This window comes from Chitinophagales bacterium (genome assembly GCA_019638515.1).
GTDB lineage: Bacteria > Bacteroidota > Bacteroidia > Chitinophagales > LD1 > UBA7692.
Genome location: JAHBTS010000002.1, coordinates 734195 through 759989 on the forward strand (window position 1 = coordinate 734195; position 25795 = coordinate 759989).

Genomic DNA, 25795 nt, shown 5'->3' on the forward strand with positions numbered 1-25795 from the left:
TATTACTTTTTGTAGAAAGGAAATTCGTTCATCTCTTCAAGTGTTGCCTGCGGTGGAGTTGCCTGCGCCAACTGGCGTTCTTGTTTAGGTTTCAGCATTTCGGTTGCCAACTCATTAAATTTAGTTTGCAATGCAGCCAAACTCCACTGCCCAAAAACAGTATGCCCGGCTTCATACATTTGCACTTGGTACTCTTCGTTGGTAGTAATGTAACCGGAATAGCCATTGGCATAAGGTGCCAAAATTACTTCTGTAATACCTGCCGCTGCCAACTTTTCTTTAAGTGAAGCTACCAGCCTTTTTCCTGCTATTACTGTAATTTCAAACGGGAAAGCGGCTACTGCCACATTACCGATAAATGTAAGTTGTATAGGTAATACTTTAGGAGTGTACAGCACTTTTCTTTTGCTGCCTATTTGCGCATAATACTTTTTGAATGCGGCTATGCTGCCATCAAAAATACCGGGTATGGGTAACTTGCTAAAGTTAGCATATCCCAAAATTCGTGGTGCGTGGGTTTCGAGCAAAATAGCTTTATTGCCTTGCACGCGATATTTCAACTGTACCTTTTCATCGTTTCCTTGAGTTTCTAAATCGCGCTGTTTTACTCGTTCAATCATTTTTTTTGCAATCGGTAGCAATACAGCCGGCATGCCGGGGCCATCGAATAAAGCACCTCTAAAAAATGGAAGCCCCATACATGCTTCGCAAGTGCGAGCATCTGTATTTCCTTTTGCAAATTGTGGGTCGCACTTAATCTCGGTAAAATCTATCCACCAAATTTCGCTATCGAAATTAGAGCCTACCGTTGCGCCTTTTTGTTCTATAAGCTCTATTGCTTTTTCAAACTGAAGTTTACCATTGTAAGCAGCACTTTTGTAATCGTTATCGAACTTGCCATACCAATAGCCTCGTTGCCATTTAAAGATATTCTTCTTGTAGCGAAAGCGAGGCGAAACATCGCCACAAATACCTTGCGCAAATGCACCAACATATTGCGTTCCCTTAGCTGCAAAATACTCCTCTAAGAATTTAGCAGCATAGCCTTTATTGTCGGCATTTACTTGATGCAAATTATTGGAAAGGCTCGTAGTATGCACACCAAACCAATTGATGCTGCCCAGCGGCTCTCCACTTTCACTTTCAAAACTAAGCAATTGCATTTCGCGGTTCACACCTTTGTGTAAAGTTTGCATGGTGAGTTTCTCGGGAATATCGGGATTAGCATTATACGCATTCATAGAGCGTTGAAATGCCACTTCTTTATCTAACTCAAAACTCCCCTTATGCAGCGATATTTTTCCTTGCTTTTTATTGCCCTCTGCCTGCACAATTGCCTGCACAATTGCACCATACACTTCCTTATATATTTTTTCTGAAAAGCCCGGAGTAGGCATATTATACAATGGATAATACGAAAAACCACCCGGAGCACTGTGTGTATGTTGCGCTGTAATAACAAGGTTCTTTTCACTTAATCCAAACTGCGGATACTTAGCTTTTAATTCGTTTAAAACAGCCTGGTGCAACGCCAATGTTATGAACCCTAATTCTGCATTTACTATACAAATTTTTTGAGTTTCGTTTTCGAGTACAAAAGCTCTTACGTGTAAAGTTCCGGGCTCTTGCATGGTATGCTGATACATACCAAAACCAAGCATGGCAGCATTCTTTAAAAAAGGAGAGTATGCCACCGAAGATGTACCAATTTGAATCATAGTGTAATAATAGATTTTAGAATTCAAATATTAACTATGAGTTTTGGCTGTTGTGAACTAATTTTTTTGCATGACCCAAGTTGTATTTAATTCTTACAATTTTCAAATTGAAGATACGCTGCAAGGGCGCTTTATTTTCGATATTGTTAGAAAGAAAAAAGTTTTGCTCACGCCCGAAGAATGGGTGCGCCAGCATATTTTACACTATTTGGTTTTTGAAAAAAATTATTCTAAAAATCTAATTGCCATAGAGCGTGCCATAGAAGTAAACGGCCTTACCAAACGCTTCGATATTCTAGTTTTTGACCGTGTAGGAAAACCTTACTTAATGGTAGAATGCAAAGCGCAGCATATTGAATTGAATGAACAAACACTCAACCAAATTTTAGTTTACAACCAAGCGCTTTCTGTTCCTTACTTATGGATAAGTAATGGAAAACAGAACTTCTGCTACCAAGCAACCGGAAACCTAAAACTACTAAACGAAATTCCTGAAAAACCACCTGCCTAAAACAAATTCAACGCCAATTTTCTATAACTCAGAAACTTTACGCACCTTAGCTTTATATGATTGCTATTTACGGCAAAAACTTTAAGGCAGCCAATGCTCCTTATGCCCAAAAACTTTTTGATTGCCTAAAAAAACATGGTAGAAAAGTGGCTATGCAAAGAGATTTTGCTGCATTGCTTAAAGACCAACTCAACCTTTCGTTTGAGGCAGAACTCTATCAAAATTTCGAAGAGGTAAAAAACGATGTAGAATATGTGTTTAGCATGGGTGGCGATGGCACTATACTAGAGTGTGTAACTTTTATTCAAGATAAAGAAACGCCTTTAGTTGGCATTAACTTTGGTCGTTTGGGCTTTTTAGCCAATATAGGCAAAGATCATATTGAACAAATTGTAGAAGCCGTAGAAAGAGGCAACTATATTATAGACAAACGTACCCTGCTTGCTTTAGAATGCAACAAACCAATTTTTGGCAATCAGAATTTTGCATTGAATGAAATGACGATTCAACGCAAAGACAATTCATCTATGATTACCGTTCATACATACTTGAACGGAGAGCTATTGAACTCCTATTGGGCAGATGGCTTAATAGTAAGCACCCCTACAGGCTCTACCGGCTACTCACTTAGTTGCGGAGGTCCCATACTATATCCCACGGCAGATAACTTTGTAATTACACCGGTTGCTCCGCACAACCTTAATGTGCGCCCAATGGTGGTAAGCGATAAAGTGGTACTCTCCTTTGAGGTTACCGGACGCAGTAAAAGTTTTTTGTGCACGCTCGATTCGCGCTTTGAAAGTATAGACAGCAGTTTCCAAATTGCCATTCGCAAAGCAGATTTTTGCGTAAATTTGGTGCGCTTAACCGATATGAATTTCCTTACGGCTCTTAAAAATAAACTAAACTGGGGTGCAGATCAGAGGAATTGATTTTATTGCCTTGCAATCTCATTTTTTGCGCTTAGGCAACTTGGCAATGTTGAGTGCAAAAGTGAGGTGGTTAGTAGTTTTACCCAGTGCAGCAGGATTCAAACCATACTGAATATCCAAAAACTTAACATGAATTCCCAAGCCAAAAGAAATACCTGCAATACCACGCACATTTTCCTGTTTTAGCTCCTGCCTGCGTTGGTGATTGTATGCAAACTGCAAGCGTACAACTTTCTTAATATTGGCTTCGGCACCAATAATAAAGTGCCTGAAAATTTCATCGCCAATATCTTTCTTTGGAGTGGTATTCGCTTGGTCGAATAAATTGGAATTAGTGCTTTCGTTTGGATTGCTGTAGCGGATATTCCAACGGTGCAAATCGTGAATAGTCATGTGAAATTTAATTGGGAAACCTTTGAAACCAAACGCAAATCCCAAACGCAAATCAAAGGGCAACATTTCATGATTGCCTTTGCGATACGGCTTAAACTGCCCGCCAATATTGGTTGCCGAAAGTGTAGCACTTAAATGCCGTACCGTATCGTTTACGCTAAATGCTATATCTGCCGCCATACCTACGCTACTAAACTCTGCCAACTGCGAATAAAAGAACTTGGCATTGGCTCCTACCGAAAGAATTTTTGCAAAATGATATGCACTCCCGCCATACCATACAAACTCAGCGGCATTCATTTTTCCTATTTCATTGGCACTTTCATCGGTACGTGTAATGCTACCATAGGCAATGTAGTTCATACCAAAACCAAAAGTTGCTTTTTTATCGAAGTGATGTGCGTAAGTTATGTTTCCAGAGTTTACGGCACCAGGCAAAAAAGAGGTACCAAACGCTACGGTTTTATGCATCTTTTTATTCCATGTTGCAGGATTTGAATATCCTAAAGAAACATCATCGCCAAACAATGTTTGGTTAATACCGCCCATTGCCTGCACACGTGCACTAAACGGAGTACTTAAAAACGAAATTGCAGCACTTCCTCCTACCGGATTCTGGGCAGCAACATCATAAACAAGCAGTAATAAAAAGAAATGTAAATAGTTCTTCACCAGCAAAAAATGCAGCGCAAGTATATCGTAAAATTGAAACTATTATTGTGTGCAGCAAAACATTTGTTTACTTTAAGCCCTGCTCTAAATCATTTAAAATATCGTTTATATTCTCTAACCCAACACTTAAACGCACCAAACCATTGGTAATACCAAATTTTTCGCGCTGGCTTTGCGGCACAAAAGAATGGCTCATACTGGCCGGATGCTGAATTAAAGTATCGCAAGTTCCCAGCGATGCGGTTAGTCTACAAACTTTTAAACGCTCCATCAATTTCTTTCCTGCCTTTAAGCCTTGCTTTAACTCAAAACTTAATACGCCTCCAAAATCTTTCATTTGCTTTTTTGCAAGTTTGTAATCTTCATGGTGCTGCAAACCAAGATAGTTTACAGTGGCAACCGCCTTATGTTTGCTCAAAAAGGTGGCTACTTCCATCGTATTCTTACAATGCTTATCCATCCGCAACGGCAATGTTTTTATACCGTTATTCAACAGCCAAGCATCAAATGGAGGCGCAATGCTTCCGTGCAGTTTGCGTACTTTCCACAATTGATTTTGCATAAATTCTATATCGCACGAAACAATAATTCCACTAAGCGCATTGCCATGCCCGTTTAAAAATTTAGTAGCAGAATGCAGCACAAAATCGGCACCATACTGCAATGGCTGCTGTAATAAAGGAGTGGCAAAAGTATTATCTACACAAAGCTTACAGCCGTATTGATGAGCAATGGCGCTGAGCTTTTTTATATCGTAGCAATTTACGGTTGGGTTAGATGGCGTTTCGGCATACAACACACCAATGCGATGCTGCTTGCAGTGTTGGTGCAGTGCTTCAAAATCTTTAAAGTCTTCATAAATTACTTTTATTCCAAACTGCTTTCCAAAATGGTTGAAATAATCTACCGAAGTGCCATAAATATTTCCTTGAACCAACACTGTATCGCCTGTTTGCAGCAGCGATTGAAACAATGCATTGAATGCTGCCATGCCCGATGAAAAAGCTAGTGCCCTTGCGGTATTGGGCAAGCCATACGATTCTAACTTAGCAATCTTATTTTCTATAAGTTCTGCATTGGGGTGGCTCCATCGGCTGTAAATAAAACCTTCGCTTTGGCTTGCAAAAATTTTTGCTGCTTCGGTAGGCGACTCATAAATAAATGTGGAAGAAGCAAATACCGGAACAGCGTGTGCATTCAACACATTTAAGCCTGCATCACTCGCGCAAATAGTTTCTATTGATAGGCTTTCCTTTTTCTTCATTATTATGAACTTTTTAGACGAAAGTAGCTTTTAAGCATATACATTCGCAGTCGCTAAAATTAAAATTAGATGTACAATATTCAACGCCACTTGGCATACAGCCATTGGGCAAACAACAAAATTGCAGGTTTGCTCAAAACAGTTTCTCCCGATTTAATTGAAAAAGAAACACCCAGCAGTTTCAACACACTCAAAAAAACCATCTACCATATTTGGGATGCCGAAGTGGTTTGGTTTACGCGCCTTCAAGGCGGGCAAATTAGCACTTGGCCCAGCGAAAGTTTCACCGGAAATTTTAATGAAGCATTAGATGCCTTTGCTGCCAATTCAAAAGCATTGCATGACTTTATTGCTACCAAAGACAGGGCATTTTTAGACTCCCTTATTCACTATAAAAATTTAAAAGGCTTAGAATTTTCGCAACCTGTAGAAGATATTCTTTTCCACGTTGTGAACCACGGCAGTTTCCACCGCGGGCAAGTAATTACCATGCTGCGCGCTTTAGGACATACTCAGTTAGAAAACACCGATTTAATTGCATACATGCGCTTGCAATAAAAAGATATTAATAAACAACATTTTAAAACAACACATCAATACAATATGAAATCAACTATCAATCATTTTATTGCCAAATCATTTTTGGCAACTGCACTATTAGCAAGTGTACACACCGGATTTGCACAATCTTTGCCAACGCCACCACCAAGTCCATCGCAAACATTAAAGCAACAATTTGCTACTTCGTTTGTAGAACTAGAATACTCTCGCCCCGGTAAAAAAGGCAGAAAAATTTTTGGCGATGTAGTTCCTTTCGGTAAAGTTTGGCGTACCGGAGCCAATGCCGCTACCACCATCGAATTTGGCGAAAACGTAACCATAGACCATACCAAAATAGAAAAAGGAAAATACGGCTTACTAACCATTCCGGGCGAAAACGAATGGCAAGTTATTCTTACAAAAGATTTGAATGTAACCTCAGCCACTGCTTACAAAATAGAAAACGACATAGTGCGTATTCCTGTAAAACCGGTATTGCTAAACGATGCAGTTGAAACATTTACCATAGATGTTCAAAACATAAAACCAACACAAGCAGATATTCAATTGAAATGGGACAAAACCTTAGTATCGTTTACCATTACTGCCGATATTGATGCTACTATTATGAAAGCTATTGATAAAGAAATGGCTGCCGACAAACGCCCATATCACCAAGCGGCTACTTACTATTACGAAAACAATAAAGACTTAAACAAAGCATTGGAGTGGAGCACAAAAGCAGTAGAAATTAGCCCTTATGCTTTTTGGATGAGCCATCTTAAAGCAAAAATTCAATACAAATTGAAAGACTATAACAATGCTATTGCCAGTGCCGAATTATCTTTAACCAAAGCTAAAGAAGCTAGCAATGACGATTATGTAAAAATGAACGAAAAACTAATTGCCGAAATAAAAGCACAACCCGATTACAAAGCTCCAGCCCCTGCAAAAGGAAAGAAAAAATAAACAGTGTATCCTAAATAAAAAGCGGCTCTCCAAAAATTTGAAGAGCCGCTTTTTTTATTGCGTAATCGTAAAACTACCAATACTAAAAGTGCTTGATAATTTCATCGCCAAATTCGCTGCATTTTACTTCGGTGGCACCATCCATTAGGCGCGCAAAATCGTAAGTAACTCTTTTTCCGGCAATAGCACCGCTTAAACCTTTGTGAATGAGTTTTGCAGCTTCATCCCAACCAAAGTATTCAAACATCATGGCTCCCGATAAAATTACAGAACCCGGATTTACCTTATCTAAATTGGCATATTTGGGAGCAGTGCCGTGTGTTGCTTCAAAAATAGCGTGTCCGGTTACATAATTGATATTGGCTCCCGGAGCAATACCTATACCGCCAACTTGTGCAGCCAATGCATCGCTTAGGTAATCGCCATTTAAGTTTAAAGTTGCAATTACATCAAAATCTTCTGGACGGGTTAAAACCTGCTGCAAGGTAATATCGGCAATTGCATCTTTTACCAACAATTTACCACTTGCCAAAGCCTGCTTTTGCTCCTCGTTGGCAGCAGCTTCACCTTTTTCTTTTTTAGTTTTTTCCCATTGGCTCCATGTATATGTTTTATCGCCAAATTCGGTTTCTGCCACTTGGTAACCCCAATCGCGGAAAGCACCTTCAGTAAACTTCATAATGTTTCCCTTATGAACCAGCGTAAGGCTTTTGCGCTTTTGAGAAAGTGCATATTCAATTGCCGAGCGAATTAAACGCTGTGAACCAATTTTTGAAACAGGTTTAATACCTATTCCCACACAAGTTTCAAAGTCGGCATCCTTTAAACGAGCCAACTTCAGATAATCTTTACCACGCTTTTTATCGTTGAAACGAATTTTACCAAATTCCTTTTCAAACTTTTTCTTCAAGAATTTTAATATTTCGTTGGCTTGTTCGCTCCCGCCTGCATATTCAATTCCGGCATAGATATCTTCTGTGTTTTCACGGAAAATTACCATATCCACAGCTTCCGGTTTTTTAACGGGCGATGGAGTTCCGGCATAGTATTTTACCGGACGAAGACACACATACAAATCTAAAATTTGACGCAAAGCAACATTCAGTGAGCGAATACCGCCACCTACCGGAGTAGTAAGCGGGCCTTTAATTCCCACCAAATATTCATTAAATGCTGCCAGCGTTTCATCAGGCAACCAATTGCCTGTTTTATTAAACGCCTTTTCGCCTGCCAATACTTCTTTCCACTCTATTTTTCTTTTGCCTTTATAGGCTTTTTCTACTGCGGCATCCAATACTTTTACCGATGCTTTCCAAATATCCGGCCCGGTGCCATCGCCTTCAATAAACGGAACAATTGGGTTGTTGGGTACTTTCAATTTCCCACGGCTGATACTTATTTTCTCTCCCATTTCGTATTTAATTTAATTGTTGAATAATAAACTCGTTTTTCGTTTTGTGTAAAATGCGAACCTAAAATGATTTTTGAAAAAGTGAAATCGAACTTCACGATATATTTAATAATAATTTAAACCATGCCAATATCCAGCATATCTGTTAAATCTTCTCCGGTGGCATCGTTGTAATCTTCTTCGGTTTGCTCCAACTGCTCAGGATCAAAACCCTCTTCTATGGAAATTGAGTTAAGAATTACTCTATAACTATACACTACAGCCCACGGCAACGCCAAACCCAACGTAAAAAGTGCAGCATAAGTTGCAATGGTAATGGCAAAAACATCTCCTGCAGTAACACTGGTATTTAGCCGAAAAGACGTGTTGCCCTGCCGGATTTTTACATGGTTAATTTGAAAATGATAAAGATTCTTAATATACCAAAATACATATACGCCCAAGGTAAGTATGCTAAAAACAATTCCTTTGAAATGAATTAGAAACAAAGTATTGCCCCCGCCATCGTACTCCAAAGAGGCATTGCCAACCCTAATTTTTCCAATCGTATATTGCCGATATGCCGCCTCAAACCAAGGGCCATAAATTCCCAGTGTAACTATTGAAAGCAATGTTCCCTTCACAAAAAGTACTACCAATTCTTTTAAGTTGCCCCTATAGCCAAAATGAATACCCTTGTATGAAGTTCTACTCAGCCGATAGCGCAATGCACCATGTATGGCAAATGGCACAATGGCTATAAACACCAAAAAATAAAGTGCAAAAGCGCCAATGCGCACAGCTGCAATTCCAGATAACTGTGCAGCAAACAATGCCGCATACAAAAATGCCACCACCGCCACTGCCTTAATAAAACCCAAAAACATTTCTTTTCCCGTGCCATGAAATTGGAAACGGCTACCCTCTAATTCCGTTTCGCCATAAAAATACTGTATAAGCTTTGCCCTTGCCCACGGATAATACAAGCCAAGCGTAAGTATTACAAATATTAAATTCAAAAAATAAATACCCAAAAGCGCACTGCCGGAGCCATGAAACTTAAAACGGGTTCTCTTAATACCATCCATATTGAATCAAAGCTAATGCTTTGCCTTCCTCTAACAAAAAAAGTCCATTTTAGTTAAAAAATTAACATTTTACAAAAAACATGCATTCATATTTTGCATTGATAACTCTTTAATTATCAATAAATTAAAAGATACTAAAAAGATTATGTGTTAAATGTAAAGAGCAGTTCTGCTAAGTTGCTACATTTGCAACGCTGTTGATTTTGTTGCCATATTCAAAATATGGTAACAGCCCCGATGCGGTGAACATCGGGGCTTTTTTATTTTAATTCGGTAAATGTAGCCCACAATATCCATATCGGCAAGTCCATTTAGTAGCTACAAAAATACTGCTTGCTTCCGCTTCACTTCTTCAAACTAAAATTGTTCTTTCGCAGCCGTAATTTCAAAAAATATAAAAACACTTCCGCAGCATTGAAACTTCCAAACTTTACTAAAACACAGGTTTTAATAGTAGGCGATGTAATGGTAGATAGCTACTTGTTTGGCGAAATAAATAGAATTTCGCCCGAAGCTCCGGTTCCGGTAGTAGAAATTGATACTAAAGAAATTAGAGCAGGCGGAGCCGCCAATGTGGCACTAAATATAAAAGGTTTAGGCGCCAAACCACATATTCTTACAGTTACTGGCGATGACCATTACGCAAAAGAATTACTCAAAATTTTACGCGAAAAGGGTTTAAAAAATAACCATTTTATTGTAAGCGAAGAAAGAGTTACTACCGTAAAAACACGCATTTTTGATGAAGACAAACAAGTAATGCGCTACGATGAAGAAATAACCGATGATATTTCTAAACCGGAAGAAGAGCAGCTACTCCTTAAGCTAAACGAAATACTACGCAAAGAAAAAATAGACATTATTATTCTTCAAGACTACAACAAAGGCGTGCTTACCAAAAAAGTAATAAAACAAACCTTGCTTTTAGCCACCAAATTAGGTATTCCCGTGTGCGTAGATCCCAAAGAAAAAAACTTCTTTGAATACCAAAATGTAGCCCTCTTTAAACCCAACTTGAAAGAATTATCTGCCGCCTTGCAAATGAAAATTCACCCAAAAAACCTTACCTCCCTCAACGAAGCAGCCGAAGAATTAAAACGCAAAAACCGCTTTAGAAACCTGCTGCTTACCTTATCGCAATATGGAGCTTTTTATAGCAACGAAGCCGGAGAAAGCGATACCATATCCGTAAAACCAATCAACGCTGCCGATGTAAGCGGAGCCGGAGATACCGTAATTGCCGCTGCCGCACTGGCAATGGTGCATAAAATGGAATTAAAAGATATTTGCAGATTTACCAACCACGTAGCATCTAAAGTATGCAAACGCGTAGGAGTAAGTGCTGCCACCAAAGAAGACCTTAAAGGCTTCAAATAATATGAGTACAACCGAAGATTTTGAACTTGACGACAACAGCACCTCCGGAGACGAACTGCTACAAGAAGTAACCCTAAAAATTGATGCTGGCCAGCAAACCGAACGCATAGATAAGTTTTTAGCCAATCGCCTCACCAGTAATATCAGCCGCACCAAAATACAATACGCTGCAGAAGCAGGCAACATTATTGTAAACGGAAAACCGGTTAAAAGCAATTACAAGATTAGGCCAAACGATAGCGTACTGCTCATTTTCCCTAAACACAGCGAAAACTACGACCTCACTCCCGAAAATATTCCCCTCGAAATTTTATATGAAGACGAAAGCCTGATGGTAATAAATAAACAGGCAAATTTGGTAGTGCATCCGGGTTTAGGCAATCCACGCGGTACACTTATCAATGCCGCCATGTATCATTTCGAGCAATTGCCGCCATCCAAAGAGCCTTTCCGCCCGGGATTGGTACACCGCTTAGACAAAGACACCACAGGCGTAATGGTAATTGCCAAAACGGAACAAGCATTAGCTCATTTGGCAAAACAATTTTTCGATCGCACCATCCAAAGAAAATATATAGCACTAGCATGGGGCGATATTGCCGAAAACCAAGGAACCGTAGATGCACATATTGGCAGGCATTCTCGCCAACGTATGCAAATGGAAGTATTTCCCGATGGCTCCTTTGGTAAGCCAGCTATAACCCACTATAAAGTTTTAGAGCGGCTAAATTATGTTACACTCGTAGAGTGCCAACTCGAAACAGGGAGAACCCACCAAATCCGCGTACACATGAAACACATCGGGCACACACTCTTTGGCGATGTACGCTACGAAGGCAATAAAATACTAAAAGGAACTATCCATACCAAATACAAACAGTTTATAGAAAACTGCTTTGAAATACTTCCGCGACAAGCACTCCACGCTGCCATACTTGGGTTTAAGCACCCTGTAACCGGAAAAGAAATGTTTTTTGAAAAAGAACTGCCGCCCGATTTCCAAACCATTCTCGAAAAATGGCGCAGGTACTGGCTCGACCTCAGCAAAAAACTAGAAGAGTAAGTATTTCTATCTCAAACTCCACACCTTTCTAAAAAAAACAAAGCGCAGATAGGAAGCCCCCATCTGCGCTTAAACAGTTACTAATGCCTAAACGGTATTAATATCTGTAGTGGTCTGATTTAAACGGTCCTGAGACACTTACGCCAATGTAATCGGCTTGCTCTTGCTGTAGCGTTTCCAATTTGGCACCAATATGTTCTAAGTGCAACATCGCAACCTTTTCATCTAAATGCTTAGGCAGCACATACACTTTATTCTCGTACTTATTGCTGTAATTCCACAATTCAATTTGTGCTAAAGTTTGGTTACAGAACGAATTGCTCATTACAAAAGAAGGATGCCCCATTGCGCAACCTAAATTTACCAAGCGCCCTTCTGCCAATACAATTACTTCTTTGCCATCTACATTAAATACATCTACCTGCGGTTTAATAGAGTATTTCGTAGCCCCATAATTAGTATTCAACCATGCCATATCAATTTCGTTATCAAAATGCCCGATATTGCACACAATTGCTTTATCGCGCATGGCTTTAAAGTGGCGGTCGCAAATAATTTTTACGTTTCCTGTGGCAGTAACAAAAATATTGGCACGTGTTGCAGCTTCATCCATTGTAACCACTTCGTATCCATCCATGGCAGCTTGTAAAGCACAAATAGGGTCAATTTCTGTAACCAACACTCGGCAACCTGCACCGCGCAACGATTCTGCCGAGCCTTTACCCACATCGCCATAACCGGCAACTACGGCCACTTTTCCTGCCAACATTAAATCGGTAGCTCTGCGAATTGCATCTACCAACGATTCCCTACATCCATATTTATTATCGAACTTAGATTTAGTTACAGAATCGTTTACATTTATTGCAGGCATAGGTAAAGCTCCCTTTTTCACACGCTCATACAAGCGGTGTACTCCGGTAGTAGTTTCTTCACTCAAACCTTTTATTCCTGCTACTAATTCCGGATAGCGGTCTAAAACCATATTGGTTAAATCGCCACCATCGTCTAAAATCATATTTAATGGTTGCCCATCTTTAAATGCAAATAGAGTTTGCTCAATACACCAGTCAAACTCCTGCTCATTCATTCCCTTCCAAGCATATACCGGTATACCGGCAGCCGCAATAGCAGCCGCAGCATGGTCTTGTGTAGAGAAAATATTGCAAGAACTCCAGGTTACATCTGCACCCAACTCCACCAATGTTTCAATTAACACAGCGGTTTGTATTGTCATGTGCAAGCAACCGGCAATACGTGCGCCCGCCAAAGGCTTGGTAGTACCAAATTCCTTTCTAAGCGACATTAAGCCCGGCATTTCGGCTTCAGCTAATTTAATTTCCTTCCGCCCCCATTCGGCAAGCGCAATATCCTTCACTTTATATTGAAGGCGAGATTCTGTTGTTACTGACATATTAAAATTTTCGGTGGCGAATATAATGAATATAGCTCTAACTAAAAGCCTTACACAGCACAAGCATTTATTTAACACCTTAAAATTTCTTCCATACCTCACTCCTACTATCTATTACCCAAAAATAAAACCGTGTTCTTTTCAATTATTTAGATACCACTTTTGGAAAACGAAAAAAGGTTTGTATATTCGCGCCTCATTTGACGAATTTTATGCAAGTAACGAAAGAAGTAAAGAAGAATCTCTTCAAAGAATTTGGCGGAAACGAAAACAATACCGGTTCTACCGAAGGCCAAATTGCGTTGTTCACTAACCGTATCAACCACATCAGCGAGCACCTGAAAACAAATAAAAACGACCATGCTAACACACGTTCGCTTTTAAAAATGGTTGGTAAACGCAGAAGATTACTTAACTACCTTATGCGCGAAAATTTGAACGGATACCGTTCACTTATAGAAAAATTAAACATTCGTAAGTAATATAAACTTAAAAATGGTTGGTAAGTCGCCAACCATTTTTATTTTAAATAATAGATGAACAGCGGTAGCACAAGAGGAAACTACCCTGCAAACACAACACCACAAATCCACTCAAAAAACTTTAACGGCACTCACCTCTTGCTGCCGCCACATAAAGTTAGGTTGCAAATTCCATAGCAACCATTATTTTCAAGAAAAATTAAGGAAAAGATAAAAACAATAATAGGATGAACATTATCAAAAAAACAGTTGATTTAGGCGATGGTCGCTTAGTAGAAATTGAAACCGGAAAATTAGCCAAACAAGCCGATGGAAGTGCCGTAGTAAAATATGGTAACACTATGCTACTCGCCACCGTTTGTGCAGATAAAACTGCCAAAGAAGGAGTAGATTTTATGCCCCTCACCGTTGAATACCGCGAAAGCTTTGCCGCCCTTGGAAAATTTCCGGGAGGATTCTTTAAACGCGAAGGCAGACCTTACGAACACGAAATTTTAGTAAGCCGCTTGGTAGATAGAGCACTTCGTCCATTATTTCCAGACGATTTCCATGCCAATGTAGTAGTAATGATTCAACTCATCTCTGCCGATGCCAACGAACTACCCGATGCCCTAGCATGTTTAGCCGCTTCTGCCGCCCTAGCAGTTTCTACCGTTCCATTCTCTGAACCGGTTAGCGAAGTGCGCGTGGCCAGAATAAACGGACAATTAGTGATTAATCCTAAGAAAAGTGAAGTAGAATCCGAAGTTGCAGATATTGATATGATTGTAGCCGCCACTGCCGAAAATATTCTAATGGTAGAAGGTGAAATGAAAGAAATAAGCGAAACCGACATGGTTGAAGCCATCTCTTTTGCCCACAATGTTATTAAAAGCCACATCCAAGTAATTCGCCAATTAGAAGCCGAAAAAGGAACCCAAACAAAACGCGAATACTGCCACGAAAAACACGATGAAGATTTAAAGAAAAAAGTATGGGATGCTACTTTTGAAAAGTGTGCAGCCATTGCTAGAGAAGGACTTGCCGATAAACATCTTAGAAGTGAAAAATTTGAAGCCGTAGAGAATGAGTTTATTGCACAATACACCACCGAAGCAGGCGAAGAAAAAGCCAAAGAAAACGCATGGCTTATCGGGCAATACTTCCACAAAGTACATAAAGAAGCCGTACGCAAAGTAATGCTTACCGAAAAGAAACGCTTAGATGGTCGTAAAATGGACGAAGTTCGCCCAATATGGACAGAAGTAGATTACTTACCGGGCGCCCACGGCTCTGCCATTTTTACCCGTGGCGAAACCCAATCGCTCACCACCGTAACACTCGGCACCAAACTCGACCAACAAACAGTAGATGGCGTAGTTATCAACGAAGAAAAAAAGTTCATGCTCAACTATAACTTCCCTGGTTTTAGCACCGGAGAAGCTAGAGTACCACGCGGCACAGGACGCAGAGAAATTGGACACGGAAACTTGGCATTAAGAGCTTTACAAATTGTAGTTCCTAAAGATTCGCCTTACACCATCCGCGTAGTAAGCGATATTTTAGAATCAAACGGCTCTTCCAGCATGGCAACCGTTTGTGCAGGCACATTAGCACTTATGGATGCAGGTGTAAAAATCGCAAAACCCGTAAGCGGTATTGCCATGGGATTGGTTACAGATAAAGACGGCAACTATGCCATTCTTTCTGATATTCTTGGCGATGAAGACCATTTAGGCGATATGGACTTTAAAGTTTGCGGAACCGAAAACGGCATTACCGCTTGCCAAATGGATATAAAAATTGACGGACTAAGCCGCGAGCGCCTAATGGAAGCACTCAACCAAGCAAAGCAAGGTAGATTGCACATTCTAAGCAAAATGACAGAATCGCTGCAAGCCCCTCGCGAAGATTACAAACCAAACGCTCCAAGAGTTGTAGTGATAGAAATTGAAAAAGAATTTATTGGCGCAGTAATTGGAACCGGAGGAAAAGTAATTCAAGAAATACAAGCTGTAACAGGCACAACCATTACCATCGAAGAAGTAGGAAACAAAGGAATTGTAGAAATTTTCTCTCCAAACAAAGATGGGTTAGATGCAGCAGCAAAATGGATTGAAGGAATTGTAGCAGTTCCCGAAGTAGGAGAAGTGTACGAAGCCACCGTAAAAAGCATTATGCCTTACGGAGCATTTGTAGAATTTTTACCCGGTAAACAAGGATTGCTTCACATCTCCGAAATAAGCCACAAACGCTTAGAATCTATGGATGGAGTACTAAAAGAAAACGAAGTTATTAAAGTAAAACTACTTGGAATTGAACCTAAAACAGGCAAGTTTAAACTAAGCCGAAAAGTTTTGTTAGACAAGCCAAGTGCCAACTAAAATATAATAATCAAAGCGGGCTGTAGCAATAAGTTACAGCCCGTTTTTTTTTTCAAAACAAACCATCCTGCAACCAAACATTTCTACCCCAAAAGCCACAACCCAATATTTCCCCCATACCCGCCTCCTAACTTCGCACTATTTTACTATTCTTGCAACGCAAAAACAAAAAGATAACAGCATGGCAACAACCGCAGACATCCGCAACGGATTGTGTATAGAATGGAATCACGACATTTTTCAGTTCATTGAGTTTCAACACGTTAAACCAGGCAAAGGCAACGCATTTGTTCGTTGCAGAATGAAAAGTTTTAGAACCGGCAGAGTATTAGAGCATACCTTCCCTTCCGGTCACGAAATTGTTACCGCCCGTGTAATTCGCAAGCCACACCAATTTTTATATACAGACGATAATGGCTATAACTTTATGGACCAAGAAACTTTCGATCAAATTTCTATTGATGGAAACATGATTGAAAACAACGACCTCCTAAAAGAAGGCGATGTGTGCGATGTAGTAGTGCATGAAGAACAAAACCTAATTTTAGCTTGCGAGCTTCCTAATTTTGTAATTTTGGAAGTAACACAAGCCGATCCTAACGTAAAAGGGAACTCCGCCTCCAACATTACCAAAAACTGTTTAGTAGAAACAGGCGCCACCATTAAAGTACCATTATTTGTAGAAGCTGGCGATAAAATTAAAATAGATGCCCGCACACGTGCCTACATGGATAGAGCATAAATAATTGTATTTTAGTAAAAATAGTTTTAGAATTACTTCCTAATCCAAGAGAACATATTTTATACACTGTACTGCGGCAGTTATTGCGAGGAATTTACTCATTATAGAAAAAGTAATACTGCACACTTAAAATATGCTCTTGCATTTAAAACAAATTGTTCATCATGGAATTTAAAGAAATTCAGGAACTCATTAAGCTGGTAAGCAAAAGCAACATCAGCGGTTTAAAGATAAAACAAGGCGATTTTGAGATAAAAATCACCAACAAAGGCGAAGAACCAATAGCCACTGCCATACCGGTAACCTACCAAGCCCCGGCTACAATGGCAGTACCGCAAATGGCCATTTCTTCACCACCGGTTGTAACAGAAACTGCTACCCAAAAATCGGAAACACCTAAACAAGAAACTACTCCGGCAAATACATTTGTATTCAAATCGCCCATGATTGGTACACTATACCGCAAACCATCGCCAGATAAAGATGTGTTTGTAAAAGTAGGCGATACCGTAAAAAATGGCGATGTACTTTGTATTATAGAAGCCATGAAACTCTTTAATGAAATTGAATTTGATGGTGGCGAAGGACGTGTCATAAAAATTTTGGCAGAAGACTCCTCTCCTGTTGAATACGACCAACCACTTTTCTTGATTGAAAAAGTTAATTAGCCTTTCACTAATTAGCTAAGCTGCTAATAGAATATCATGTTTAAGAAAATACTAATAGCCAACCGCGGTGAAATAGCACTACGCATTATTCGTACCTGCCGCGAAATGGGCATAAAAACCGTTGCCGTATATTCCACTGCCGACCGCGAATCGCTCCATGTGCGCTTTGCAGACGAAGCCATTTGTATTGGCCCACCACGCGGAAAAGACTCCTATTTAAATATTCAAAACATTATGGCAGCCGCAGAACTTACAGCTGCCGATGCCATTCACCCCGGTTATGGTTTCTTAGCCGAAAATGCCGTTTTTGCAGAAACCTGCACCAAATACGGCATTAAATTTATTGGTCCCACAGCAGAGCAAATTCGCGCCATGGGCGATAAAATTAGCGCCAAAGAAAGTATGATAAAAGCCGGAGTGCCATGTATTCCCGGCAGCGAAGGTTTAGTAGAAACACTGGCTGACGCTAAAAAATTGGCAAAAAAGATTGGCTATCCGGTTATACTAAAAGCCACAGCAGGTGGAGGAGGAAAAGGTATGCGTATAGTACGCGAAGAAGCCGAAATAGAACGAGCCTATAACACCGCACGAACCGAAGCAGGTGCTGCCTTTGGCAACGATGGCATGTACATGGAAAAATTTATCGAAGAGCCACACCACATCGAAATACAAGTAGCAGGCGACCAATATGGCGCAGGTACCCATCTGAGCGAACGCGATTGCAGCGTACAACGCAGGCATCAAAAATTGGTAGAAGAAGCCCCTTCGCCTTTTATTGATGAAAAAGTAAGAAAAAAAATGGGCGATGCTGCCGTAAAAGCTGTAGAAGCCATTAAATACGAAGGTGTAGGAACCATAGAGTTTTTGGTAGATAAGCACAAAAACTTCTATTTCATGGAAATGAATACCCGCATACAAGTAGAGCATCCGGTTACAGAAGAAGTAATGGACTTTGATTTAATTAAGGAACAAATTCTATTAGCAGCCGGTGAAAAAATTTCGGGTATGAAATACTTTCCTGAAAAAATGCACGCTATTGAATGCAGGGTAAATGCCGAAGATCCATTTCATAACTTTGCACCCAGCCCCGGAAAGATTGTGGCATTGCATACACCAAAAGGCTATGGAGTACGCGTAGATACACACGTTTATGCCGGATATACCATTCCACCTTATTACGATTCACTTTTGGCAAAAGTAATTTGCCGTGCTAAAACACGCGAAGAAACCATCGTAAAAATGAAACGTGCCATGCAGGAGTTCATAATTGAAGGTGTAAAAACTACCATTCCATTTCATATTGCACTCATGGATAACGAAGCATTCCGTAAGGGGCAATACGATACAGGCTTATTGGAACGTTTCGATTACGTTAGTGCCATGAAAGATATTCAAATGGTTTCTTAAAGAGAGCTGTCTTCTTTTTTACCATCCACAACAATAGTGCGGGTAGGAAATGCCAATTCAATTCTTGCCCTGCTAAAGCGTTCTAAAATTTCCAAATTCACTTCGGTGCGCACCTTTGCAATATCTGCATTGGGTTTAATAAAGTACACAAACTTAATATCCAACGCATAAGCCGAAAACTGTTCAAACAGCACAACCGAATCTTCAGATAAATAACCCTTTTTTTCAGCCGCAATTTGCCAAAGAATAGCAATAGCTTCGTGTACCTTTTCCGGTGTAGTACTCTGTACTAAACCAAGCACATTGGTAACTCTTACATTGGGTCCTTGCGAAAAATTTTCGATTGGCTTTTCAGAAAGTTGCCCGTTTGGAAATGTTACCAACCTACCTTCCAAGGTTTTTACACGCGTGCTGCGAATACCTATTTCACTCACAACACCATCGAAACTATCAATAATAATGCGGTCGCCCACCTTAAAGGGCTTATCGAGGTATAAAATTAAACCGCCCAGCATATTCTTTACGGTGTCTTGTGCTGCAAGTGCCAATGCCAAACCGCCAATTCCCAATCCGGCAATAAGTGCACCCACATCAAACCCTGCATTGTTTAAGCCTACAATTAAGCCCAAAGACCACAGCACCACTTTAACCACTTGCTGTATAAGGCGAATAAGCTGTTCGTTTAAGTTAGTTTCTCCACGCTGTGAATAAGGCAGCAAAAACTCTTTTATAAGTGCGTTTATTACACGCACCAATAACCATGTAATTACAATTGAAATTAAAATTACAAACGCACGTTCAACAGCATGTTCTACTTTACTCGGAAATCGCAGCCTGTTTATAGAAAACCATAAACCCGTAAGAATAATAGCAAAGATTACAGGCGGGCGTAATTGTTCTAAAATTACATCATCTAACTTAGTAGCTGTTCGCGAAGTAAATTGCTTTATAGTAAAGTTTACCAAACGGTATATAAGCCTGGCAAAAAGTACTGTTCCAAACACAATACTTAAAGATATGAGCCAATGTTCAACTGTATTATGAAAGAACTTGTGCTGAAGAATTTCATCCATGCCGCAAATATAAAAAGCCGAAAGAATCTTATTTCTAAACTTATGTTTACACTTTACTCAATTCATGAAAACTTCACACATTTTAATCGGCAGCTGCCAACGCAAATTTCTTGCCGATACCTACACACCGCCAAGCACACCAAAAGGCATTGTTATTTTCAGCCACGGTTTTAAAGGCTTTAAAGATTGGGGTGCATTTCCACTAATGGCAGCTGCTTTTGCACAATACAATTTTGCTTGCATCACCTTTAATTTTTCGCACAATGGAACTACCGTTGAACAACCAGATTCCTTTGCAGATATTGAAGCATTTGGCAATAATAATATTTCAAAAGAAGTAGATGATTTAGGTGTTGTAATTGAATTTGCAATGCAGTATTTCAACCTTATACAAACTTCAATACCCATTTATCTTTTAGGACATAGCCGAGGAGGTGGAATTTCTATACTAAAAGCAGCCGAAGACCACAACATTGCAAAAGTAGCTGTATGGGGCAGCGTAAGCGAATTTGGCAACTTTTGGAAAACTGTTGAAATGGAAAAAATGAAACGAGAAGGTGTAATTTATATTCCCAATAACAGAACCAAACAACAACTGCCAATTTACTGGCAGCTATACCAAGATTACGAAACTAATATTGAAAGATTACACATTCCATCTAGGGTAAAATGCCTGCAAATTCCTTTATTGATAGTACATGGCACACAAGATGAAACAGTTCCATTTAGTGCAGCCCAAGACCTAAAAAAACACCAACCCAATGCCCAATTAGTTGCCATAGAAAACGGCAATCATACCTTTGGCGCTTCGCATCCCTGGCTCCCAACCTCGCTGCCGCTGTTCACCGATTTGGCACTTCAATCCACTATCGCTTTCTTTAACTCATAAACCTTACATTCTTTTCACTTTTTTAAATAATGCTTTAGAGTATTCAACTAAGTTTGTGCACACAAAAAACAAATTATGAAACATTGGTTGTTGTTACTTTTTACACTTGGAACACTTGGAATTTTAAGCATTGCCGGATGCAACAAAAAAAATTGTGCTGATATATTTTGCGGAGCTAACCGCCAATGTTTTGAAGGCGAATGCTACTGTGCCGATGGCTTAGAAGGCGACAGTTGCAACCAAAATGCCAATAAAAAATATGTAAAAGGCTATCTTGTGTATGAGCAACAATGCTCCGGTGGGCAAGGTTATGCCGGAGGAACTCCCTACCAAACATTTATTGACTCTTTTCCTAATTACCGCTATAGACTAAACATTTCCAACTTCTTAAACATGGGAGTACCTGTATCGGCAATTATTAGAACCGATAAAGCCAATAGAGGCAACTCGTTAGAAATTCCGCAACAAAATGCAGGTGGTATTTCGGTGTATGGCATAGGCACCATAAACCCTGCCAACGGAAGAATTACCATGAATATGGAATACACCGTAGGCTCCATGAACTACGCCTGCACACACGTATTTTATCCCCAATAAAACTTGAGCATTATGCTGTACGAAAGCCGCAATCCCGCCACAGGCGAATTGCTACATACTTTTGAGTTTCATGCCTTTCCGGATATTACGGTTTCGGAAAGTGCCCATACAAAATGGAAGCAAACAAGTATTGAAGAAAGAAACCGATACTTACAGCAATTAGCGCAGCTGCTAAAAGAGAGAAAAAAAGAATTAGCAGCCATCATTACGCTCGAAATGGGAAAGCCACTTCGCGAAGCAGAATATGAAATAGAAAAATCACTCACCCTTTTCGATTACTACGGAAGCCACGCCTCTAAATTTTTAGCACCTCAAATTATAGAAACAGCCGCCAGCAGAAGTTACATTACTTACGAACCCATGGGAATTATCTTCTGCATCATGCCTTGGAATTTTCCCTTTTGGCAAGTGCTTCGGTTTGCTGTACCGGCCTTGTATGCAGGCAATGCCGTAATTTTAAAACACGCACCTTCGGTACCCCAATGCGCACAAGCCATCGAGCAGCTTTTTACCGATGCAGGTTTTGAAAATGGAATCTTTAAAAATTACTTTCTAAGCAATGCCGATGCTGCCAATCTTATTGCACATCCACAAATTAGAGGCACTAGCTTTACCGGCAGCGATACCACCGGCAGCATAATTGCAGCACAAGCAGGCAAGCATCTAAAAAAAGTAGTAATGGAACTAGGCGGAAACGATGCATTTATTGTATTGAAAGACGCACACATACCAACCACAGTAGCCGGAGCCATAAAATCGCGCAGCATCAATGCCGGGCAAGCATGCAATGGAGCTAAACGCTTTATTGTGGTAAAAGAAAAAATTGAAGCATTTACTCAAGAACTCACGCAAGCCGTTTTTGCACTGCAAGTAGGTAATCCTTTAGAAAACAGTACACAAATTGGGCCATTGGCGCGAAAAGATTTACAACAAAAGGTACTACAACAAATAGAAAACAGCATTGCACAAGGTGCAGTAGCACACCGTTCGCCACAATCCATTCCTGCTATTGGCAACTATGTATGCCCCACCATACTCACACAAGTAAAACCGGGCAATACAGCATTTGAAGAAGAAATTTTTGGACCCGTGTTTTCCATTGTGAAAGCCGAAAACGAGCAGCATGCCGTTACCTTGGCCAACCAATCGAAATATGGCTTGGGTGCTTCTATTTGGACATCAGACCTCGCACAAGCCGAAGCGCTTATTCCACAAATAGAATCGGGCAATGTATTTGTAAACGATATCGTAAAAAGCGATGTGCGCTTGCCCTTTGGAGGCATTAAGCAGAGTGGCTATGGCAGAGAACTCAGCGAATACGGACTAAAAGAATTTGTAAACATAAAAACGGTGTTCATAAAATAGCAGCAGCTAAAAAAAACACAGTTCTATTTTAGCATGGTGAACTCTCTATCTATTCAAAATCCTTCGCAACTCTTTGCATCCCAAAAAGTATTTTCGGGTATTGAACTAAATACGCCATTTCAACAAAAAGTAAAAGTGCTTGTATTGCACCAAACCAATGAGCAAACTACATCGCAAGACTTAGACTTACTACATAAAATCCTTGCTGCCGCCAAACTTCAACCAAACGATTTCACGCTCCAAAACTTAGATACAGACACACTTTCGCTTCAGCAAATAACAGCACAATTTCAACCTGAAGTGGTGTTGATATTCAGCAACCTTAAATATACCTTGGGCAAAAACCTTCAGCTACCGCTGTATGAAACAGTATCGCTACAAGGCATAAAAATACTGCGAAGCGCACCACTGCAAATGCTTCATACCAAACCAGAATACAAAAAACAGTTGTGGAATGCTCTACAAGCATTATTCAATGTATAAAAGTGTATGCGAAAACTTAGCAACGATGAACTGGGCAGGGTTGAAAAACACCAATTTTCAACCGTAAAAAAAATGCCGATTGTAATAGTATTAGATAACATCCGCAGCCATTTGAATGTAGGCAGCGTATTTAGAAGTTGCGATGCATTTCCGGTAGAAGCCCTGTTTTTATGCGGCATTACAGGCACACCGCCTCACCGCGACATTCAAAAAACAGCACTTGGCGCCACCGAAACCGTAGCATGGAAACACTTTGCACAGATTGAAGATGCCATACAAGAACTACGTGCAAACAACTACCAAATTATTGCCATTGAGCAAGCAGAAAACAGTACTTCATTACAAGCACTATCTCCACTCCTATGCCAACCAACTGCATTAGTTTTTGGAAACGAAGTTGAAGGTGTTCAGCAATCTATTGTTTCTATAAGCGATTATTGTGTAGAAATTCCACAATACGGCAGTAAACATTCATTAAACATTGCAGTAAGCGCAGGTGTGGTGCTATGGGAAGCTGCAAGAAATTTTTATACTTAACCGTATGTTGAAGCCTTCTTTTTCTTCCATTAAAAATATTGTATTCGATATTGGAAACGTATTGGTGGATATTGACTATAACGTTACCATAGCCGAATTTCAAAAATTAGCTACCGTAGATTTTTCAACCATAGTTTCTTATTCTAAGCAAGACAAACTTTTCGACCTATTTGAGAAAGGACAAATTACAGCGCAGGAATTTCGCAACAGCCTCAAAAAGTATTTAAAACCCAATGTTACCGATCTTGAAATTGATGCTGCATGGAACAGCATACTTATTGCCTACCCCGCACCTAAATTCAAATTGCTGCGCCAACTAAAAAACCAATACAGAATTTTTGCGCTGAGCAACATAAACGAAATTCACGTAGCAGCCATAGACAAGGCCGCACAAGAACTATTGAACGAAAATAAATTTGCCAATTTTTTTCACCACACCTATTACTCAAACGAAACAGGCTTCCGTAAACCGGAAATTGAAATATACGAACTGCTGCTGCAGGAACAATTTCTAAATCCCAACGACACTTTATTTATAGACGATAAAGCCGAAAACATACAGGCAGCTGCAGCTCTACACATACAAACCCACCATCTTACCGATAGAAATAAACTATTCGATTTATTTGAAGCCTACTAAAACATCCAAATAGTATTTATTCCTTTTTCAAAAAAAAAATCACACGATGAAAACAACAGATTTAAGTGATCAATTTCCCACAGAAGTAAAAGTAGCCGATTCTATTTTTAGAGATTTTGGCGGTGCAAAATCTTTTTATGGCGAAATAGTAACCCTAAAAGTGTTTGAAGATAATTCGCTGGTGCGCAAAACATTGGAGCAAAACGGAGCAAACAAAGTATTGGTGGTAGATGGAGGCGGTTCGTTGCGTTGCGCTCTACTGGGCGATATGCTGGGCGAACTAGCAGTAAAAAACAACTGGAACGGAATTGTAGTATATGGTTGCGTGCGCGATAGTGCGGCACTCAAACAATTACAGTTGGGCATAAAAGCACTCAACACACACCCGCTTAAAAGTGTAAAACGAAACGAAGGGCAAGAACAATTAACCGTAACTTTTGCCGGAGTAAACTTTGTACCGGGTTACTTTTTAGTAGCCGATGAAGATGGAATAATCGTAAGCAAAGAGTGCTTAAGCATTTAACCAACTATTCGGTAAACGGCACAGCCACTAACTTCATTTCTAAACCTGATGAAGCATTGGCATAGCCTGCTGCTACTAGATTATACACCTTTCCACTTTCAATAGAAGCAGCTTGCAGTACTTGAAATTCTACAGGCAAGGAATCTATTTCTGTTTTAATTGAAAAATCATAAACGCCTGCATCTAATGGCTCAAAACCCGAAAAGCCATCGGCATAATTCTTAACGGCATAATAGAATTTTTTAGAGCCAAACAGTTCATTGCCATTGGCAGCTACCACTGCACCAAAAGTATCGGGCAATAAATTCACAAAGCGTACCAATGCTTTGCCCGCAGGTGCAGTATCGTGTGCATCGCTTAGCAGTACTTTCTTTATGGTTCCCAAAGTATCGCACACAAATACTGAATAGCGCTTATTTTCTTCCCAATTGGGGCTGCTTACGCTTATTACTGCCTGCTCTTTTAAAAATGCAGTAAACGATATGTTTTCTAACGATGCTTGTTTGTATTCGGAGCTTTGCAAATAAGCTGTTTTGGCAACAGTATCTTTACCGGCATATACCCATTTAAGTTCAGCCGTATTGGGCGAAAAATGATGAAACCGAACTTGCAGTACGCCATACTTTTTATTGCAACTGCTTATTACCGCAGCCAATAAAAAAATGCTTATCCATTTCAATAACTGTGTTTGCATA

The 25795-nt window shown here is 40.0% G+C and carries 26 protein-coding genes; 18 read left to right on the forward strand and 8 right to left on the reverse strand.

Features of this window, described 5'->3' with window-relative positions:
- Positions 1 to 2 precede the first annotated feature (2 nt).
- Positions 3 to 1718, reverse strand: coding sequence for a neutral/alkaline non-lysosomal ceramidase N-terminal domain-containing protein (locus KF872_06530; protein MBX2903199.1), 1716 nt, complete (start codon positions 1716 to 1718; stop codon positions 3 to 5).
- Between the two features lie 70 nt (positions 1719 to 1788).
- Between KF872_06530 and KF872_06535 the strand changes: the two genes are divergently transcribed.
- Together KF872_06535 and KF872_06540 are read left to right on the forward strand one after the other, a co-directional pair.
- The gene (locus KF872_06535) at positions 1789 to 2229 is read left to right on the forward strand and encodes a type I restriction enzyme HsdR N-terminal domain-containing protein (protein ID MBX2903200.1); all 441 of its coding nucleotides are present in this window, start codon (positions 1789 to 1791) and stop codon (positions 2227 to 2229) included.
- A gap of 56 nt (positions 2230 to 2285) precedes the next feature.
- Positions 2286 to 3161, forward strand: coding sequence for an NAD kinase (locus KF872_06540; GenBank protein MBX2903201.1), 876 nt, complete (start codon positions 2286 to 2288; stop codon positions 3159 to 3161).
- Positions 3162 to 3179: 18 nt separating this feature from the next.
- On the opposite strand, the gene porQ is transcribed toward KF872_06540, so the two are convergent.
- Positions 3180 to 4226 (reverse strand): type IX secretion system protein PorQ, encoded by a 1047-nt coding sequence (porQ, locus tag KF872_06545; protein MBX2903202.1) that lies wholly within the window; start codon positions 4224 to 4226, stop codon positions 3180 to 3182.
- 67 nt (positions 4227 to 4293) lie between these two features.
- Positions 4294 to 5490 carry an aminotransferase class I/II-fold pyridoxal phosphate-dependent enzyme gene (locus KF872_06550; protein MBX2903203.1) on the reverse strand — a complete coding sequence of 399 codons (1197 nt, stop codon included), beginning with the start codon at positions 5488 to 5490 and terminating at the stop codon, positions 4294 to 4296.
- Positions 5491 to 5559: 69 nt separating this feature from the next.
- Here KF872_06550 and KF872_06555 point away from each other — a divergent pair, with 69 nt between their 5' ends.
- Positions 5560 to 6048 carry a DinB family protein gene (locus tag KF872_06555; protein ID MBX2903204.1) on the forward strand — a complete coding sequence of 163 codons (489 nt, stop codon included), beginning with the start codon at positions 5560 to 5562 and terminating at the stop codon, positions 6046 to 6048.
- Positions 6049 to 6093: 45 nt separating this feature from the next.
- Complete coding sequence (locus tag KF872_06560) at positions 6094 to 6999, forward strand: DUF2911 domain-containing protein (protein ID MBX2903205.1); 906 nt, start codon at positions 6094 to 6096, stop codon at positions 6997 to 6999.
- Positions 7000 to 7081: 82 nt separating this feature from the next.
- Here the strand turns inward: KF872_06560 and icd are convergent, their stop codons facing one another.
- Together icd and KF872_06570 are read right to left on the reverse strand one after the other, a co-directional pair.
- Positions 7082 to 8410 carry an NADP-dependent isocitrate dehydrogenase gene (gene icd, locus KF872_06565; protein ID MBX2903206.1) on the reverse strand — a complete coding sequence of 443 codons (1329 nt, stop codon included), beginning with the start codon at positions 8408 to 8410 and terminating at the stop codon, positions 7082 to 7084.
- Between the two features lie 116 nt (positions 8411 to 8526).
- The gene (locus KF872_06570) at positions 8527 to 9477 is read right to left on the reverse strand and encodes a DUF898 family protein (GenBank protein MBX2903207.1); all 951 of its coding nucleotides are present in this window, start codon (positions 9475 to 9477) and stop codon (positions 8527 to 8529) included.
- A gap of 414 nt (positions 9478 to 9891) precedes the next feature.
- Between KF872_06570 and KF872_06575 the strand changes: the two genes are divergently transcribed.
- On the forward strand, positions 9892 to 10854 hold the full coding sequence (locus KF872_06575; GenBank protein MBX2903208.1) for a carbohydrate kinase: 963 nt from the start codon (positions 9892 to 9894) through the stop codon (positions 10852 to 10854).
- Between the two features lies 1 nt (position 10855).
- The gene (locus tag KF872_06580; protein MBX2903209.1) at positions 10856 to 11917 is read left to right on the forward strand and encodes an RluA family pseudouridine synthase; all 1062 of its coding nucleotides are present in this window, start codon (positions 10856 to 10858) and stop codon (positions 11915 to 11917) included.
- Positions 11918 to 12014: 97 nt separating this feature from the next.
- Here KF872_06580 and ahcY read toward each other — a convergent pair whose 3' ends face one another.
- Positions 12015 to 13331, reverse strand: a complete 1317-nt coding sequence (ahcY, locus tag KF872_06585) for an adenosylhomocysteinase (protein ID MBX2903210.1) — start codon at positions 13329 to 13331, stop codon at positions 12015 to 12017.
- A gap of 212 nt (positions 13332 to 13543) precedes the next feature.
- Here ahcY and rpsO point away from each other — a divergent pair, with 212 nt between their 5' ends.
- The 5 genes from rpsO (at position 13544) to accC (ending at position 18993) form a co-directional block, all read left to right on the forward strand.
- The gene (rpsO, locus tag KF872_06590; GenBank protein MBX2903211.1) at positions 13544 to 13813 is read left to right on the forward strand and encodes a 30S ribosomal protein S15; all 270 of its coding nucleotides are present in this window, start codon (positions 13544 to 13546) and stop codon (positions 13811 to 13813) included.
- A gap of 227 nt (positions 13814 to 14040) precedes the next feature.
- Positions 14041 to 16176 (forward strand): polyribonucleotide nucleotidyltransferase, encoded by a 2136-nt coding sequence (pnp, locus tag KF872_06595; protein MBX2903212.1) that lies wholly within the window; start codon positions 14041 to 14043, stop codon positions 16174 to 16176.
- A 181-nt stretch (positions 16177 to 16357) separates the two neighbouring features.
- Positions 16358 to 16918 (forward strand): elongation factor P, encoded by a 561-nt coding sequence (gene efp, locus KF872_06600; GenBank protein MBX2903213.1) that lies wholly within the window; start codon positions 16358 to 16360, stop codon positions 16916 to 16918.
- Positions 16919 to 17082: 164 nt separating this feature from the next.
- Positions 17083 to 17586: an acetyl-CoA carboxylase biotin carboxyl carrier protein gene (gene accB / locus KF872_06605; GenBank protein ID MBX2903214.1), complete on the forward strand. Its 504-nt coding sequence runs from the start codon at positions 17083 to 17085 to the stop codon at positions 17584 to 17586.
- A gap of 36 nt (positions 17587 to 17622) precedes the next feature.
- Positions 17623 to 18993, forward strand: coding sequence for an acetyl-CoA carboxylase biotin carboxylase subunit (accC, locus tag KF872_06610; GenBank protein ID MBX2903215.1), 1371 nt, complete (start codon positions 17623 to 17625; stop codon positions 18991 to 18993).
- On the opposite strand, the gene KF872_06615 is transcribed toward accC, so the two are convergent.
- Positions 18990 to 20066, reverse strand: a complete 1077-nt coding sequence (locus KF872_06615; GenBank protein ID MBX2903216.1) for a mechanosensitive ion channel family protein — start codon at positions 20064 to 20066, stop codon at positions 18990 to 18992. The two genes, accC and KF872_06615, sit on opposite strands and share 4 nt — an antisense overlap.
- A gap of 64 nt (positions 20067 to 20130) precedes the next feature.
- On the opposite strand from KF872_06615, the gene KF872_06620 reads away from it, so the two are divergent.
- From KF872_06620 to rraA, 7 genes are all read left to right on the forward strand, one after another.
- Positions 20131 to 20955 (forward strand): alpha/beta fold hydrolase, encoded by an 825-nt coding sequence (locus tag KF872_06620; protein ID MBX2903217.1) that lies wholly within the window; start codon positions 20131 to 20133, stop codon positions 20953 to 20955.
- A gap of 75 nt (positions 20956 to 21030) precedes the next feature.
- A complete protein-coding gene (locus KF872_06625; protein MBX2903218.1) occupies positions 21031 to 21552 on the forward strand; it encodes a hypothetical protein in 522 nt (173 codons plus the stop codon).
- Between the two features lie 12 nt (positions 21553 to 21564).
- Positions 21565 to 22917: an NAD-dependent succinate-semialdehyde dehydrogenase gene (locus KF872_06630; protein MBX2903219.1), complete on the forward strand. Its 1353-nt coding sequence runs from the start codon at positions 21565 to 21567 to the stop codon at positions 22915 to 22917.
- Positions 22918 to 22950: 33 nt separating this feature from the next.
- A complete protein-coding gene (locus KF872_06635) occupies positions 22951 to 23400 on the forward strand; it encodes a hypothetical protein (GenBank protein ID MBX2903220.1) in 450 nt (149 codons plus the stop codon).
- Positions 23401 to 23406: 6 nt separating this feature from the next.
- Positions 23407 to 23937, forward strand: coding sequence for an RNA methyltransferase (locus KF872_06640; protein MBX2903221.1), 531 nt, complete (start codon positions 23407 to 23409; stop codon positions 23935 to 23937).
- Between the two features lie 4 nt (positions 23938 to 23941).
- On the forward strand, positions 23942 to 24577 hold the full coding sequence (locus KF872_06645; GenBank protein MBX2903222.1) for an HAD family phosphatase: 636 nt from the start codon (positions 23942 to 23944) through the stop codon (positions 24575 to 24577).
- A 46-nt stretch (positions 24578 to 24623) separates the two neighbouring features.
- The gene (gene rraA / locus KF872_06650) at positions 24624 to 25100 is read left to right on the forward strand and encodes a ribonuclease E activity regulator RraA (protein MBX2903223.1); all 477 of its coding nucleotides are present in this window, start codon (positions 24624 to 24626) and stop codon (positions 25098 to 25100) included.
- Positions 25101 to 25104: 4 nt separating this feature from the next.
- Here the strand turns inward: rraA and KF872_06655 are convergent, their stop codons facing one another.
- Positions 25105 to 25794 (reverse strand): DUF4397 domain-containing protein, encoded by a 690-nt coding sequence (locus KF872_06655; GenBank protein MBX2903224.1) that lies wholly within the window; start codon positions 25792 to 25794, stop codon positions 25105 to 25107.
- Position 25795: the final 1 nt, after the last annotated feature.